This is a genomic window from Pseudoalteromonas citrea (assembly GCF_000238375.3).
Classification (GTDB): domain Bacteria; phylum Pseudomonadota; class Gammaproteobacteria; order Enterobacterales; family Alteromonadaceae; genus Pseudoalteromonas; species Pseudoalteromonas citrea.
On sequence record NZ_AHBZ03000023.1, the window covers coordinates 205,507 to 221,589 of the forward strand.

Here is a 16,083-nt window from a genome sequence, read left to right on the forward strand (position 1 = left end):
TGAAGATAAACCATAAAGCCCTCACGCGAAATATACCTAGATTAAATACACAGTTTGCTTAGAGTACACGCTGAATTTTTAGATATACGTTTACTGTACGGAGCGTTTGGTAAAGACGTGTGTGATTACAAGTACGGGTCACAAAAGGTGAGATTAGGTGACGTTATGTCAACTGGGGGCGATGCCCCCATAATACATTGTTTGTCTTAATTACGGCTCTTAAGAGCAAGCCTTAAGAACGTGTTTTCCACCCTGTCCATACTTCATCATCTGGGTCAGTTTGCTTCTTACGTTTTTTCTTACCCGTGCCTTCAGGCTTGGCCATGGGCTTTTCTACTGCCGGTTCAGGGTTAATATCATCCGCCTCAAAGCCCGCAACTTGTTCACGTTCAAGACGAATTTTGTTTTTCTTTTCAATGATTTTAAAGTGATGATAGTCATCATGATCAATCAAAGAGAGCGCTAACCCCACTTCACCTGCACGGCCGCTTCGACCAATACGGTGCATATAATCGGCTGGGCTTCTCGGTAAATTAAAGTTAATAACCACCGGTAGTTTGGCAATATCAATGCCTCGCGCCGCAATATCGGTGGCGATCAATACATCGATTTTGCCTGATTTAAATGCGTCCATGGTGCGTGTTCGTGCCGCTTGGCCTTTATCACCGTGAAAGACTTGGGCGCTAATACCGCGCTTTTCAAGCTTCTGCGCCAAATGCTCACAGTGGTTTTTAGCATTAACAAAAATCAGCGCCTGTCGCCATTGATGTTGCTCAATTAAATGCGCTAACAATGCCGTTTTTTGACCAGCGTTGACAGTAAATACGCGCTGTATCACCGTACTGGCATCACGGCTTTGTACTTGTATTTCCACTGGGCTGTTTAATAGTTTATCGGTTAAAGCGGTTACTTGTTCAGGAAAGGTCGCCGAAAACAACAATGTTTGCTTGGTACTTGGCATCAACGCCAATAATTGAGACAGCTCTTCAGCAAACCCCAGCCCCAACATACGGTCAGCTTCATCCAATACCAGAGTACGCACATGATCAAGCTTTATGGCATTACTGGCGATTAAGTCCAACAAACGCCCCGGTGTTGCCACCACAATATCACTGCCACCGCGCAAGTTTTGCATTTGCTTATTAACCGACACGCCACCAAATACCACGGTGGTTTTAATTGCGCCATTCAAATGTGCCGCATACGATTTAATACTGTCAGCCACTTGTGTTGCCAACTCGCGCGTAGGTACTAACACCAACCCAGACACAAAGTTGCCTTTATCAGCGCATCTAGAACCTTGCTCTGATAATTGCTGCAACAATGGCAATGCAAATGCCGCTGTTTTACCTGAGCCCGTGTTCGCCCCCGCGATCAGATCTCTCCCAGCTAATATCTTACCAATCGCCTGTGCTTGAATAGGCGTTGGGCTGGCATAATCCAGCTCCGCCAGTCGTGCTAATAAAGGAGAAATAAGGCCAAGATCGGTAAAGTTACTAGGCGAAGCGGCTAAAGTCATAAAGGGGTCGGCTCAATGCTAAAAAAGTAGCCGGCGAGTTTAGCGCATTTTTGTGCAATTTAGTTAGTATTATCTCTGAAATGTTCATGGTCGTTTATTAGATTAAATAGTGAATAAATGCCGCCGATAAGAATCAGACTAAATAAGACGCGACGAGTAATCGTAGCAATATTTAGTCTGCTTCACGGCCTGTTATTCTTGGCGTAGGTGCTCTTTCATTTCAAGTACCGCTTTAACATCAACACAATATTCGGTGGTCGGTCTCGCCAACAGCCGTGGGATCCCGATTGGCTCACCTGACTCTTCACAATAGCCATAGGTATCTAGACGAATACGCTCTAACGATTGCTGAATTTTTGGTAATAACCTTTGCTCGCGCTCAACAATGCGAATTAATAAGCTACATTGCTCTTCCCATGTTGCTTTATCGCTCGGATCCGTCACATCTGGCTTATTCAATATTTGTGTTTTCGCCTCACGAATATGCGCCCTTGTCTCATCATGTAACTCGATAAGCCGTTGTTTAAAAAATGCTAATTGCTCCGCATTCATATAGTCATCCTCAGGCGCATTGAGAATTTTTTGCTCTAGTGTCAACTCAGGCACAGATTTACTTGCTTCCATATTACTCACCCACATTACTTAAAAACAACACAAAAAATATTGTTATAACATAACATTTAATGGCTATTATAGCCTTTTATTTGTTGTACGATCATAAAGATACTTTGCAGTCACTAAAAGTAAGTGACGACAAAGTAGGGGGATACTCGCTTTCTCATCTTAAATAAGCCAAAGGTAAGCCAAGTAAGAAGCTTAATCTGTGTTACAAAACACAAAGCACACAACACGGAGAACATGTGGGCATCAATGAAGAAAGCCCGACAGTTCGCCCATGATGTACTATGCAGCTGTTTTAATAAGGCATATATTCAGGTGCCAATGGAAATGCAAAACGCCCTTCTACGGGATAGTGATCAGACAAATCCCAGCTTTGCCAATGCTGACTGTCGATACTACGTGGTGTCAGCATGTTATTTTCTGAGGCGTAAGGCGCAAGATGGTCATTACTATATAAAACATAATCTAAGTATTCATTAAACGCTTCATCGGCATAAATATTAACTGGGCCAGCATATGAATATGGGTAAGCGCCTGTGGCCTCGGGCTCTGTGGCATTCAACAATGCCAAAAACGCCAAATGCTCTTGCGGGTAGTTAATTTTATCCACGTTAAAGTCACCCGCCATAATCACAGGCTCTTGATATGAGATCTGCTTACTTTCAATAAAGCGCTTTAACTGCGCCAATTGCTCAAAACGCACCGCGACATCTTGCTCACTGGTGTACGCATGCGTGTGGGTCCCAAAAATATGATACGCATTACTGCCTTTTCTTATTTTCGCATAATTCATCCCTTTACCAGCCAAACACCCGTCTGCTCGACACGCGTCATACACGACTGCGTCTTGAGCTTCGATAGGCCAGCGGCTCGCAATGAATGACCCCCCGGTTAATATTTTACCCACTTGCCATGGGATCTCTGTCATATACGGGTAAGTCTGAGCAACCTTTGCTCTGAATTTCGCAGTTAAAATGGGGTCGAACACTTCTTGAAAGACCACCACATCATAATGAGTCATATACTCAGCGATAGTATCTAATCGATCTCCCGTATTTTTAGAAGCAAGCGGTGGTAGTAATGCCCAAGTATTGTAAGTCAGTACATTTAGTTCGTTAGAGTATTGAGACTTTTCTGATTTATTAAATTTATCGTGGATCACATAGTGAATATCATCACCTGATGCTCTGGCTGAAGAAGATTTAAATGCCAAAGTTTGTTGCTGAGAGTCTAAAGGCACACGATGGATGTCGCGATCATAGTGCCATGGATCATCCTGACCACTGAGCCACATCTTGCTAAATGTCATGGTGCCGAGCAATCTTTGCTTTAAATAAACTGGCTGCGATGCTCCATTAACGGCAGTTGTAAAAATATATTCTTTTCCCCACTTAATGCCTTGGTCGCGATTAAAACGCAAAAACTTAACCGTGCCTAATGGTGGTACTTTAGCAGCCAATTGCTGCCATTGATCGCCATGGCGAATATTGTCATGGCCAGTTTGCTGCGTACTCAGCGTCAAGGTTTCCATGGTATTGTTGGTTAAATACACGTAGCTTTCTGCCAACGCTTGGCCCGATAGTAAGCTTGATAAAACACCGACAATGACTAAACCGATCGCGCGGCATTGCTTAAGTGTGATCATACACAGATCCCTTTCTTTTAATTGTTGGATTTGATTTGAATGTTCTGCTGTACCTCACTCATGCCATAGGTCGGTATCTTATAAACCATAACGCTATGATAAAACTCAGCAAGTGAGTGCACAGACACACCATTAAAGCTAAATCATGTGCATTACGTGGGTATGACACTTTGTATAATTTATACCATCAACAACATAGGCGTGATCATAAAAATAAGGTCGTGTTAACCTAGCAAGTACGATTAGAGGAAGAAAAAAACTATAAAGAACACATTATCAACTTTGCGATCGTCAAAACAACCCAGCAAAGACCATACGATACACGCGTAAACAGTCGTGATCCCTCACCCATTTACCCGTATATTATCAGCGTCAGTTGTATGTCAAAGAGGCATGCAACTGACGCTGATACACTTTTATTGTTACGGTGCACAAACAAAATCAGTTCGGTAAATCAACCACATACGCAGCACCTGACTGCAGTCCGCGCTCATCACGATGGGGTACCGCGACAATGGCGGCATGATCTGTCAGTGCAATATTCCACCCAAAACGGTCTTCTGCTGCGCCATCGTGAGCCATAATTTTTGAGCTATAACGCCATAACCCCTGTTGTTTTTTAAACACATAAAGCGCACCCGCATTGTCACCCTTGGCGTCATGGTGCATCGCACTAATTAAAGCCGTATCTTTGTTAAGGGCCACACCACGAGCGAATCTGTCATCTGCTTTACCATCTGGGGCGACTAACTTCTGTACTTGAGTCCAGCGGCCTTGTGCTCTTTCAAATATATAAGCAGATCCTGCATCAACACCCACACCGGCTATATCGTCTCTTCTGGCAGAGATCAGCGCAGTATCACCAACAAGTGATACTCTCACCCCAAAAATATCGGTTTGAGCACCATCTTTAGCCATCAGCTTCGCTTGGTGCTGCCATTTTTTACCATCAAATACATACGCATAAACAGCCCCCGCTTCTTTTGCGATTTCATCATGCAAATCAGCGCCAACCAAAATAGTATTGCCGTCAATCGCCACACTGATGCCAAACAAATCATCTTCAGCACCATCTTTTGCTGTCAATTTGCTGTGAAAGCGCCATGCTTTTTTATCCCGGGTGTAAACATAAACGGAGCCTGAGTCTTTGTAGGGGGCGTCACTGTGAGGGGCACCTATCACCAAAAAGCGCTCTGTTAGCGCAATACTCTGGCCAAATGCATCACCCGCTTTGGCATCGTTCGCTGTGAGTATTTGCTTTTGTGACCAAGTATTGGCTTCTCTTTCAAAGGCAAACACCGCCCCCGCGTCTTCGCCTTTATCATCTCGTTTGATCACCCCTAGCATAGCCATACCGTTTTTCAACGCGACATTGCCACCCAGCGTATCATGGGCATAAGCTGGCGTGGCGACCAACTTTGCCTGCTGTTGCCACCCCCCAGCACTAAGACCATAAACATAGGCAGCTCCCGAGTCTTCCTTATTTTTAGCATCGGCTTTATGTGAACCCACTAACGCAGTTGTACCATCAATTGCCACACCAAAAGCAAAATAATCACCCGCTTTGCCATCATGCGGTGATAATTTGTGTTGTTGAGCAACACTTTGACAGCTGACTATCAAAGCAACACACGATAAGCATTTAAAAACAAACCCCATTTTCATTATAAATTTCCCTTTATTCGGTATATCTATAAAACCAATTTATTCCACACTTCATCGTTTTTCAAGCAGGGATATGAATTAATGCTCTTAACCACAGTATCAACGGGATATGTGTTTTAGCCATTGAAATCAAAAAAATTCGTCTCCCTGAACGTGTTTCAGGGTCCAAAAAACAGCCACGACTGCGTGGACAATCCATCCTTAGAGCTGGGTTATATCGGTCGTTGCTTAACTCTTTTCGTCTCCCTGAACTTGTTTCAGGGTCCACAAAACAACACGACTGCGTGAACAATCCATCCTTGGAGCTTGGTTACATTGGTCACCGCTGGCATGGATTAGGCTCAACGGTGTAAGCTAACACTTTAAAACACTGGATTCTGACCTTCGTCAGAAAGACGAATTGTGCGGAACCTCAAACGTTAGAGGAACTTTATACAGCGCATATCAAAGCTTTCCATGAGCGTTAAACTCAACCAAGATTCGTCTCCCTGAACTTGTTTCAGGGTCCACAAAACAACCACTACTGCGTGAACAATCCATCCTTGGAGCTTGGTTACATTGGTCACCGCTGGCATGGATTAGGCTCAACGGTGTAAGCCGACGCTTTAAAACTCTGGATTCTGACCTTCGTCAGAAAGACGAATTGTGTGGACCCTCAAACGTTAGAGGAACTTTATTCCCCGCATATAAAAGCTTTCCATAAGCGTTAAACTCAACCAAGATTCGTCTCCCTGAACTTGATTCAGGGTCCACAAAACAACCACTACTGCGTGAACAATCCATCCTTGGAGCTTGGTTACATTGGTCACCGCTGGCATGGATTAGGCTCAACGGTGTAAGCCGACGCTTTAAAACTCTGGATTCTGACCTTCGTCAGAAAGACAAATCGTGCGGAATCTCACTCGTTGGCGGGGCTTTACGCCGCGCATATCAAAGCTTTCCATGAGCGTTAAACTCAACCAAGATTCGTCTCCCTGAACTTGATTCAGGGTCCACAAAACAACCACTACTGCGTGAACAATCCATCCTTGGAGCTTGGTTACATTGGTCACCGCTGGCATGGATTAGGCTCAACGGTGTAAGCCGACGCTTTAAAACTCTGGATTCTGACCTTCGTCAGAAAGACGAATTGTGCGGACCCTACCTCGTTGGCGGGGCTTTATGCCCCGCATATAAAAGCTATCCATAAGCGTTAAACTCAACCAAGATTCGTCTCCCTGAACTTGATTCAGGGTCCACAAAACAACCACTACTGCGTGAACAATCCATCCTTGGAGCTTGGTTACATTGGTCACCGCTGGCATGGATTAGGCTCAACGGTGTAAGCTAACACTTTAAAACACTGGATTCTGACCTTCGTCAGAAAGACAAATCGTGCGGAATCTCACTCGTTGGCGGGGCTTTACGCCGCGCATATCAAAGCTTTCCATGAGCGTTAAACTCAACCAAGATTCGTCTCCCTGAACTTGTTTCAGGGTCCACAAAACAACACGACTGCGTGAACAATCCATCCTTGGATCTTGGTTACATTGATCACCGCTAGCATGGATTAGGCTCAACGGTGTAGGCTGACACTTTAAATCACTGGATTCTGACCTTCGTCAGAAAGACGAATTGTGTGGACCCTCAAACGTTAGAGGAACTTTATTCCCCGCATATAAAAGCTTTCCATAAGCGTTAAACTCAACCAAGATTCGTCTCCCTGAACTTGTTTCAGGGTCCATAAATCAGCCTCTACTGCGTGAACAATTCATCCTTGGAGCTGGGTTACATCAAGCGTTACTTGCATGGATTAGGTTCAACGATGTAAGCCAACGCTTTAAAACTCTGGATTCTGACCTTCGTCAGAAAGACGAATTGTGTGGACCCTCCCTCGTTGGCGGGGCTTTATGCCGCGCATATCAAAGCTATCCATAAGCGTTAAACTCAACCAAGATTCGTCTCCCTGAACTTGTTTCAGGGTCCACAAAACAGTCTCGACTGCGTGAATAATCTATCCGTAGAGCTTGGTTATATCGGTCATCCATAACCTCACTTCTTCGTGCTGCACTTTTTATAAAACGAAAGCGTTTCGGCCACTCATCACCTAAGCTGCCTGTGCGGCAGTGAACATTTTAGGCCGTCTGCGTGCGTTGCTACGCGTTTTCTAAGCTGCCTGTGCGGCAGTGAACTCCTATTGGGTTTCTTGCACGCCAATTTTCAATTTCTAAGCTGCCTGTGCGGCAGTGAACTACAAAACTAGCAAAAGCCACAGAGCAATACTTTTCTAAGCTGCCTGTGCGGCAGTGAACAACAGCACCACAGCAAACAACAAAATTCAACCTTTCTAAGCTGCCTGTGCGGCAGTGAACGCGGCTTCGCTTACTACCGCATTGGTGGTATCTTTCTAAGCTGCCTGTGCGGCAGTGAACAATGAACTATTTTGGTAAACTTAAATTAAATCATAACGTTACCAATAAAACTTACATTTTACCCTTTAAAAACCAATGAAACTTAGGCCATTGTTTTATATGGATTTTTTAAAGAGCTAAAAATTGAAGGGTGTTTTTTCACCTTTTCGAACAAATAATGACACGAATGATTGCAGATCGCCACGCATGATTTTATAGCTACATTGGATATTCATTGCAGTGCTGAAAATACAAAGCTTTGACCTGTATGGGAGGTATTAACAAAGAGAAAAGGCGAAGGATAAACCTTCGCCTACAGCGCAATCCATACCTTAATGGACCAGTATGAAATGGATTCCGTTATTCTACCGTGACCGATTTCGCTAGGTTACGAGGTTGGTCAACATCGGTGCCTTTAATCACCGCGACGTAATACGACAAGAGCTGTAATGGGATTGTATATACAACTGGTGCAATCGCATCTTCTACGTGATTAACGTTGATTACACGCATGGTGTCGTCTGATTCAAACGCGGTGTCTTTGTCAGCGAATACATAAATAATACCGCCTCGGGCACGCACTTCTTCAACATTTGATTTAAGCTTTTCAAGCAATTCGTTGTTGGGTGCTACCACGATGATTGGCATATCTGCATCGATCAAAGCTAACGGACCGTGTTTTAACTCACCCGCCGCGTAAGCTTCTGCGTGAATATAAGAGATTTCTTTAAGCTTTAAAGCCCCTTCCATCGCAATCGGGTATTGCGAGCCACGCCCCAAAAACAGTGAATGGTGTTTATCAGCAAACTCTTCGGCTAACTCTTCAATATCACTTGCCAGTGTGAGTGCTTCTTCCAATTTATTTGGTAGCGTTTTAATGGCATTGATGATTTCACTTTGATCTCGACCTTTTTCTTGTGCAATTGACGCAGTTAGCATCAATAAGCCAACAAGTTGCGTGGTAAATGCTTTGGTAGAAGCAACGCCAATTTCAGCACCCGCTTTGGTCATAAAGGCCAAATCAGATTCGCGCACCAATGAAGAGCCCGGTACATTACAAATGGTCATTGACCCCATATACCCTTGTTCTTTCGCTAAGCGCAGTGCAGCCAAGGTATCGGCCGTTTCACCTGATTGTGAAATCGTCACAAGTAAGCTATTTTCGTGCACAAACGACTGTCGATAACGAAACTCTGAGGCAATCTCTACGTTACAGCTCACACCCGCAAATTGCTCAAGCCAATAGCGCGCGACCATGCCTGAATGATAAGAGGTACCACAAGCAATAATTTGCACGTGTTTTACATCTTTAAAAATTTGCTGAGCACTGGCGCCAAATGCATCAACTGTGACACGGTCATTTTCAATACGCCCTTCTAAGGTATTACGCACTGCCAATGGTTGCTCATAAATTTCTTTGAGCATGTAATGACGATAATCCCCTTTGCCTGACGCATCTTGGGTAATGTTTGATTCCACCACCTCACGCTCAACGGCATTGCCTAGGCTGTCGAAAATCTCCACTGTATCGCGAGTAATACGCGCTACATCGCCTTCTTCTAAAAAGATGAAGCTGCGGGTCACAGGTAACAACGCTAATTGGTCTGACGCAATGAAGTTTTCACCTAAGCCCAAACCAATTACTAACGGACTACCTGAGCGCGCGACAATCATTTCATTATCGTTCGCTTTATCAAATACCACGGTGCCATATGCGCCTTCAAGTTGCTTAACCGCAGCGCGCACGGCCTCTAATAAGCTGTCGTGCTGCTGACGCAACTGGTGAATGAGGTGCACCATCACTTCGGTGTCTGTTTCTGATAAAAACTCGTAACCATCCCCTTTTAACGCGGTGCGCAGTGGGCCGTGGTTTTCAATAATGCCGTTGTGCACAAGGGCAATTTCATCATTAGAAATATGCGGGTGTGCATTGGCTTTCGTCACGCCGCCATGGGTTGCCCAGCGCGTGTGTGCGATCCCGGTGGTCCCCTTTACTCCTGCATCAAGTAAGGCATTTTCAAGGTTAACCACTTTACCTACCGCCTTAACGGTATTTAAAGCGCCCGCCGTGCCTAAGGCTACTCCTGCAGAGTCATAACCTCGATATTCAAGGCGTTTTAAGCCTTCAATTAAAATTCTATTTACTGGGCGTTCAGCAACCGCCCCAACTATGCCACACATACTCTCTCCATTTAATTTTGCACGCTAGTGTGATGTTTATATTCATGAGCCAACACGGTTTAATGTATGTTTGCTCTTTGATTTACACCTCGACACAGATCAGTTGCACGCCACACGCTTCAATCACTTGGCGTGCTTGCGCTGCCAAGTTGTTGTCGGTGATTAAAGTGGTGACTTGATCCCAAGGTAGTTCTAAATTCGGTATTTTTCGGCCTATCTTGTCAGACTCAACCATCACCACTACTTCACGTGCTGCTTCTGCCATCACTTGGCTTAAACCCACTAGCTCGTTGAATGTGGTAGTACCTCTTTCAACATCGATGCCATCAGCACCAATAAAGAGTTGGTCAAAATCGTATGAGCGTAATACTTGCTCTGCCACTTGCCCTTGAAACGATTCTGAGTGCGGATCCCATGTACCACCAGTCATCAATAAGGTTGGTTCATTTTCTAGAGAAAGCAAACGCTTAGCGACATTAATTGCATTGGTCATCACCACTAGTCCACGCTTTTTGCCTAGCTCTGGGATCATGGCTGCGGTCGTACGGCCACTGTCAATAATAATGCGATTATGATCTTTTATTAAGTTGGCAGCCGCTTTGGCAATTGCCATTTTGCGAAGGGAATCTTGTTTATCGTTGCTTTTTGCAACGATTTCTTGCGGTAATGCAATCGCGCCGCCATAACGGCGTAAAAGCAACCCACTCTTTTCAAGGGCTGTTAAATCCTTTCGAATCGTAACTTCTGATGTTTCAAACTCAACAGCAAGTGTATCAACACTGATCTCACCTTGGGTATTTACTAAGTTTAATATGGTATGGCGACGCTGTTGGGTGTTTCTTTTGGTCATTTGAATACACTTAAGTTTCGTTTCGAAATTTAAGTGTATTTTAAACGAAACTTAATGAATTACAATAGTGCAAATGTTCTGCATTCTATTAGGTGCGTTTGTAGGCAACCTATTTGTCGTTGTGACAACTACAGGCCCCTCAAATACTGAGATGTATGAAAAGCCCTTGCTATATATTAATGAGACAAAGTTAACTCTATCTTACCGTGCCCGGCCGTTGCTGTTCCGACCATTTCATCATAGGCGGTTTCCATATCCAAAATAGCTTTCGTTGCGCCCAATTCGATCAACTGCATTTCCGCTTCTCTGAGAGATTTAAACGTCACAGTATTACCTTTTTTATCTGCCAGTAGATGATAGTCGCCATTATCATCTAACCCGCCAGCTAAATAATGACTTGAGTCGGCATAGCTTAATATCACCGCATTTAATTCGTGTTGCTTAAAATGGTTTTTTAATTGTGCGCTTTGCATAAATCACCTTGAACATTTTTTGTACAAAACAATTAAACGTATGAATACGGCATATTGTTCACTGCCAATGATAATTTTTTCTACCTATGAAAAAAGGCGCCGAAGCGCCCCTAGTAGGAAGTCAGTGGTTAAGGGCCATCCACTATTAATGTATTGCCCACAATAATTACGACGAGAACAGGGCACACGACTCTGAGGCAACCATCAACTGAAGGTAGGAACTTAGTCGGTGATCAATTCGCATTACAAAAATGTCATATCCTGCGACGAAACCAGTGCTATTTAAACTGTATAGGGTTAACACCGCCCCCACTGCGGTGGTGTCCTGTACATGATTTTATATACTGCTTTTCAAATTCAACCCTTTGGCTCATTCGAATTATGAGTGCTCTGTTTCTCCAGTGAACACAGCACTCTTCCAATAATACCGTTTATATTTCAGGGCTCACTCACGGCTATCATTCTTTTTTTACGACTAAACCAAGCAGAAAATTGAGTCATTCTCGTACTGAAATTATGTCCAATAACATATAAAATAGGTACTAAAAATAAAGTCACACACGTTGAGACTAATACTGCAAAGCCAAGAGATACTGCCATCGGTGATACAAATTTAGCTTGAAGACTGGTTTCAAACATAATGGGTAATAAACCAACAAAGGTTGTCAAAGAAGTTAACAGTATGGCTCTGAATCGCTCACTGACAGCTTCTGTCACACTTTGTGGAACTGGAGTTAAGTCGCTAATTTTACTATTAATTCGGTCAACTAAAATTAAACTATCATTAATTACAACACCTGCGGCTGCTATTAAACCGAAAATAGAAACCAAACTAAAGTCCTCGGCAACAACCCAATGACCAAAAATTGAACCCACCACACAAAAGGGAATAATTGACATAATTAGCAGTGGTTGGAAATAACTTTTTAGTGGGATTGCTAACAAAATATAAACAGTTAAGAGCGACGCCACGGTGAAAAGAAGCATTTGATCTTTCTCACTGTTAGTTTCTTTAATTCGCCCCCCTATGTCAGTCGAAACTGAAGGGTACTTATCTTTAATGAGCGGTAAAATATTGACTCGCACTTGAGAAATTACTTGTGATGTACGTACTTCCTCTACATCAATAGAACCAAATACATACACGCTACGTTTGTTAGACTCTCGGCGAATAGTAGTAATCGCCTCTTGTTCGATAAAACTAACGACGTCACCTAAAAAAACCTCATCACCTGATGGGGTTTGAATACGTTTATACTGCAACTCACTAATACTGTTTCTGCTTTCTTGAGGGTATCTTACCAAAACGCGAATTTCCTCACCGTTCCGATTAAAACGCTCTACCTCAGCACCGGTATAACTGTGATGTACTTGCCTACCAATGTCTGACAGCGTCAAACCGAGTGTATTAGCCAGTACTTTCAGCTCCATCACCAATTCTTTTCGACCTACAGAAATATTGGAGCCAACTTCGTACACTCCTTCCAGTTTTCTAAACTCAGCCGCTAATAGCTTGGCTGCTGCATTTAAGTCTTCCATATTATCGCTAAACAAGAAGTAACCAAAGTCACCAAAACGATTATTCCTTCCTAATACATCATCTTTAATATGAATCGCCTTCAATGCAATAATATCGGGCATATTCTCACGCCACCTGCGCGATAGATCAAATGTGTTTATAGGCCTTATATTTTCAGCAACTAGCACTACTGTGAATTTAAGATCAGTTTGCCCTGAATTTTCAATAAGTATGTCTTTAATCATACCTTGACCAAATTCATCCATGATCTTCTGCTCTTCTCGCTTTAGCATGTCTTGAAACGTTTGCGCTGCATGTTCAACAGCATCTATAGATGCGTTGTCATTTAATTCAATCGATATTTCAGGTTGGTCAATAGGAACCATCGGATCGGAGATAGATTTAACATGCCCAAAATGAACAAGAGATAACGAAAAAACAAATGTGCACATAAAGAGTAGTAACACACTCCATCGTTTACTTACTGCCCATTCTACAGCATTTGCGAGAGGTCCATGACTAAAAGCACTGAGCCTCTCGTTTAAAACATATCTAAATCCTGAACTTTTTCGACTAGCGGCAGACATATTTGCTAGATGTGATGGTAAAATCAACTTTGATTCAATAATACTAAAAACAAGACAAAAAATAACAATGACTGAAATACCTTTGAACAGCTCACTTTGTGAACCATCACTAAATATAAAAGGGAAAAACACTGCTATGGTGGTCAAAACGCCAAAGATAGCAGGTTTAGCGACTTTCTTTACACCTGCTTCAACGGCATCATAACTATTGCCACGAAGAGTGACTTCTTTATCTACGCTTTCACCAACAACAATAGCATCATCTACAATTAATCCGAGTACCATAATAAAGGCAAATAATGAGATCAAATTTATAGTCACGCCAAATAATGGCATCATCAACATGGCCCCAAGGAAACTTACAAGTAGTCCAACAACCACCCACACAGCAAGTTTAAAGCTAAGAAATAATGTCAATACTACTAACACTAAAATGGCCCCTTGAAACAAATTGCTTTGCATCATAGAAAGCCTTTGATCCAAATAGTCAGTACCATCAATGATGACTTCTAATTGCAAACCCTCTGATAATTCCTTATTTTTATATTCTATGTAACTTTTTACAGAATCAGCCACGGCCACCATGTCTTGGTCATTCGTCGCTGATATTTCATAAGCAACGGCATTGTATCCAGAGTAAGTGTATATATGGACTCCTTCAACAAAACCATCTTTTACAGATGCAATATCTTTTAGTTTTATTTGTGAACCTGAGTCTAAAGTAATGACGGGAATATTGGAGAAAGCTTCCTTATCGTATGCTTGATTCTCAACTCGCACAGGAATGATGCCAGAATTAGATCTGACCTCTCCTGCACTCAAATTATTTGAATAGTCACTCAAAGCAGTTCGAATATCACTAATGGTCAATCGATACATTTTCAAAGTGGCTGGATCTACTTCTATCGATATTTCATCGGCAGGTAAGTTGTTTGTCACTACTGATACATTGTTTAAATTCAACAGTTCAGTATAAATTTCACGCGCAGAAGCTTTAAACGAATCGATTTCACTTCGTTCAACTAGCGCAAGTCTGATTACAGGCTGTAACCCTTCATTTAATTGAATTATTATTGGTTCAATATCTGCTGGGAAAGAGGGCGTTGCATCAACTAATAACTTTACTTTATCTAGTACTATCTTTGCATCTGCATTTTTCTTTACATCTAGTAGTAGCCTCCCAGAGCTATCATTTGACCAAGAGCGCATTCGCTTAATTTCAGGTAAGCTTTTTAAACTCGCCTCTATCTTACTCACAATACGTTCTTCGATCTCTTTTGCCGATGAACCAAAGTGGACTACATTAACTTCGATTGTTGTTACCTTTGACTCTGGGAATATTTGCTTATTTATTGACTTATAAGAAACAAAACCCAAAACAATGACAAACATCATTAACAAATTTGCAGCAACTGAATTTTGGATAAAAAACTTAATCAATCCACCTCTTTTTAATCGTTTTTCCATATAAAACCTCTATAGTAAATTGATTGTATCGGAAGGGATAACAGCGACGGGCATACCTTCATAAGGATAGTCTGGAACTGATCGAACTAACTTATCAGCTTCCTCCAATCCGCTACTAATAATTGCAACACCAGACTCATTTCTTATTACAGTTACATCTCTTTGCTCTAGCAGACCCCCTTTCACCACCCACAACTTGCCATTACTCAGTAATGACTCAGGTACCTTATAAACATTTTTAATTGTTCTACCTGCAAACTTCACATTGATGAAATCGCCAAACCTTAAAAATGCATTCTTACTTCTCTTGTCAAATAAACCTTCTAACTTTGCAACGACCATATGTGTTCGAGTTCGGCTATCAACTATTTTTATTTTGCGAGATAAATACCCTTCCCCCACTCTATTCGAATCTGCTAGCCTAACTTCAACGGATATACCTGCAAGCTCGTCTAGAAGAAACGGATTATCAAACCGCGCAATAGGAATCTCAACTTCCACATTATTAATGTTATATAGAGTTGCAATATTACTGCCTTCAGCTAAAAATTGACCCGTTCCAATATTTTTGTCGATAACCAAAGCATCAAATGGAGCCCGACCAACAGTATATTCCAAATTCTTTTTTGCCAAAATCAAACGAGCTTCTGCAGAACTTACAGCAGCATATGCACTCTTAATTTCAGCTTCACGCAAGAATAAACTATTCTCTACTGTTGATTGCACACGCTTTAATTCACTTCTCGCAACTTTACCAAGCCCTATTTCACGATCCAAAGTAGCCTTCATTTCTAACAGGTTAGCTTCCGCATTCTTAAGCTCAGCTTGATATCGACTATCTTCTAATTTGTAAAGAACCTCCCCCTTACGTACAGTTTTTCCACGTACAAAGTGCTCAGACCAAAACTCCACATTGCCTGATACTCGACTAGAAAGACTTGTTTCTTCACCCGGCCGGATCTCCCCATAACCACTAAATACAATACTATGGTCAACTTTTTCTAATGGTAAAACAGTTACGCTATTAACTTTAACCTTTACATCCATTCCTGTTTTCATACTACTCATTGCACTCATCACAAAAAATGAGACCACTAAAACTAGAATAGTTGCTGCGGGAAAGGCCACAGGCTTTATATATTTATTCTTCGTCATTTTAAATCCTG

Annotated in this window: 9 protein-coding genes and 1 CRISPR repeat array; all 9 genes read right to left on the reverse strand. The window is 42.4% G+C overall.

Going from position 1 to position 16,083, the window contains the following annotated elements:
• Positions 1–232: 232 nt before the first annotated feature.
• The 9 genes from PCIT_RS17020 to PCIT_RS17060 all read right to left on the reverse strand — a co-directional run bounded on the left by PCIT_RS17020 (position 233) and on the right by PCIT_RS17060 (position 16,072).
• The gene (locus tag PCIT_RS17020) at positions 233–1,519 is read right to left on the reverse strand and encodes a DEAD/DEAH box helicase (RefSeq protein WP_010365163.1); all 1,287 of its coding nucleotides are present in this window, start codon (positions 1,517–1,519) and stop codon (positions 233–235) included.
• Between the two features lie 192 nt (positions 1,520–1,711).
• The gene (locus PCIT_RS17025) at positions 1,712–2,143 is read right to left on the reverse strand and encodes a TraR/DksA family transcriptional regulator (protein ID WP_010365161.1); all 432 of its coding nucleotides are present in this window, start codon (positions 2,141–2,143) and stop codon (positions 1,712–1,714) included.
• Positions 2,144–2,435: 292 nt separating this feature from the next.
• Positions 2,436–3,785, reverse strand: a complete 1,350-nt coding sequence (locus PCIT_RS17030) for a sphingomyelin phosphodiesterase (RefSeq protein ID WP_010365160.1) — start codon at positions 3,783–3,785, stop codon at positions 2,436–2,438.
• 441 nt (positions 3,786–4,226) lie between these two features.
• Positions 4,227–5,450, reverse strand: a complete 1,224-nt coding sequence (locus tag PCIT_RS17035) for an FG-GAP repeat protein (protein WP_010365159.1) — start codon at positions 5,448–5,450, stop codon at positions 4,227–4,229.
• 2,083 nt (positions 5,451–7,533) lie between these two features.
• A CRISPR array of direct repeats spans positions 7,534–7,861; the repeat unit is 28 nt; unit sequence TTTCTAAGCTGCCTGTGCGGCAGTGAAC.
• A gap of 339 nt (positions 7,862–8,200) precedes the next feature.
• On the reverse strand, positions 8,201–10,021 hold the full coding sequence (glmS, locus tag PCIT_RS17040; protein WP_010365157.1) for a glutamine--fructose-6-phosphate transaminase (isomerizing): 1,821 nt from the start codon (positions 10,019–10,021) through the stop codon (positions 8,201–8,203).
• A gap of 82 nt (positions 10,022–10,103) precedes the next feature.
• Positions 10,104–10,871, reverse strand: coding sequence for a DeoR/GlpR family DNA-binding transcription regulator (locus PCIT_RS17045; RefSeq protein ID WP_010365156.1), 768 nt, complete (start codon positions 10,869–10,871; stop codon positions 10,104–10,106).
• Positions 10,872–11,047: 176 nt separating this feature from the next.
• Positions 11,048–11,344, reverse strand: coding sequence for a DUF6482 family protein (locus PCIT_RS17050; protein ID WP_010365155.1), 297 nt, complete (start codon positions 11,342–11,344; stop codon positions 11,048–11,050).
• Between the two features lie 438 nt (positions 11,345–11,782).
• Positions 11,783–14,917, reverse strand: a complete 3,135-nt coding sequence (locus tag PCIT_RS17055; RefSeq protein WP_010365154.1) for an efflux RND transporter permease subunit — start codon at positions 14,915–14,917, stop codon at positions 11,783–11,785.
• Between the two features lie 9 nt (positions 14,918–14,926).
• On the reverse strand, positions 14,927–16,072 hold the full coding sequence (locus tag PCIT_RS17060) for an efflux RND transporter periplasmic adaptor subunit (RefSeq protein WP_010365152.1): 1,146 nt from the start codon (positions 16,070–16,072) through the stop codon (positions 14,927–14,929).
• Between the last annotated feature and the right edge of the window lie 11 nt (positions 16,073–16,083).

Coding starts and splice junctions, on each gene's coding strand:
- PCIT_RS17025 (WP_010365161.1), bottom strand. CDS start 2,143: ATGGAAGCAAGTAAATCTGTGCCTGAGTTGACACTAGAGCAAAAAATT.
- PCIT_RS17035 (WP_010365159.1), bottom strand. CDS start 5,450: ATGAAAATGGGGTTTGTTTTTAAATGCTTATCGTGTGTTGCTTTGATA.
- PCIT_RS17055 (WP_010365154.1), bottom strand. CDS start 14,917: ATGGAAAAACGATTAAAAAGAGGTGGATTGATTAAGTTTTTTATCCAA.
- PCIT_RS17030 (WP_010365160.1), bottom strand. CDS start 3,785: ATGATCACACTTAAGCAATGCCGCGCGATCGGTTTAGTCATTGTCGGT.
- PCIT_RS17020 (WP_010365163.1), bottom strand. CDS start 1,519: ATGACTTTAGCCGCTTCGCCTAGTAACTTTACCGATCTTGGCCTTATT.
- PCIT_RS17050 (WP_010365155.1), bottom strand. CDS start 11,344: ATGCAAAGCGCACAATTAAAAAACCATTTTAAGCAACACGAATTAAAT.
- PCIT_RS17045 (WP_010365156.1), bottom strand. CDS start 10,871: ATGACCAAAAGAAACACCCAACAGCGTCGCCATACCATATTAAACTTA.
- glmS (WP_010365157.1), bottom strand. CDS start 10,021: ATGTGTGGCATAGTTGGGGCGGTTGCTGAACGCCCAGTAAATAGAATT.
- PCIT_RS17060 (WP_010365152.1), bottom strand. CDS start 16,072: ATGACGAAGAATAAATATATAAAGCCTGTGGCCTTTCCCGCAGCAACT.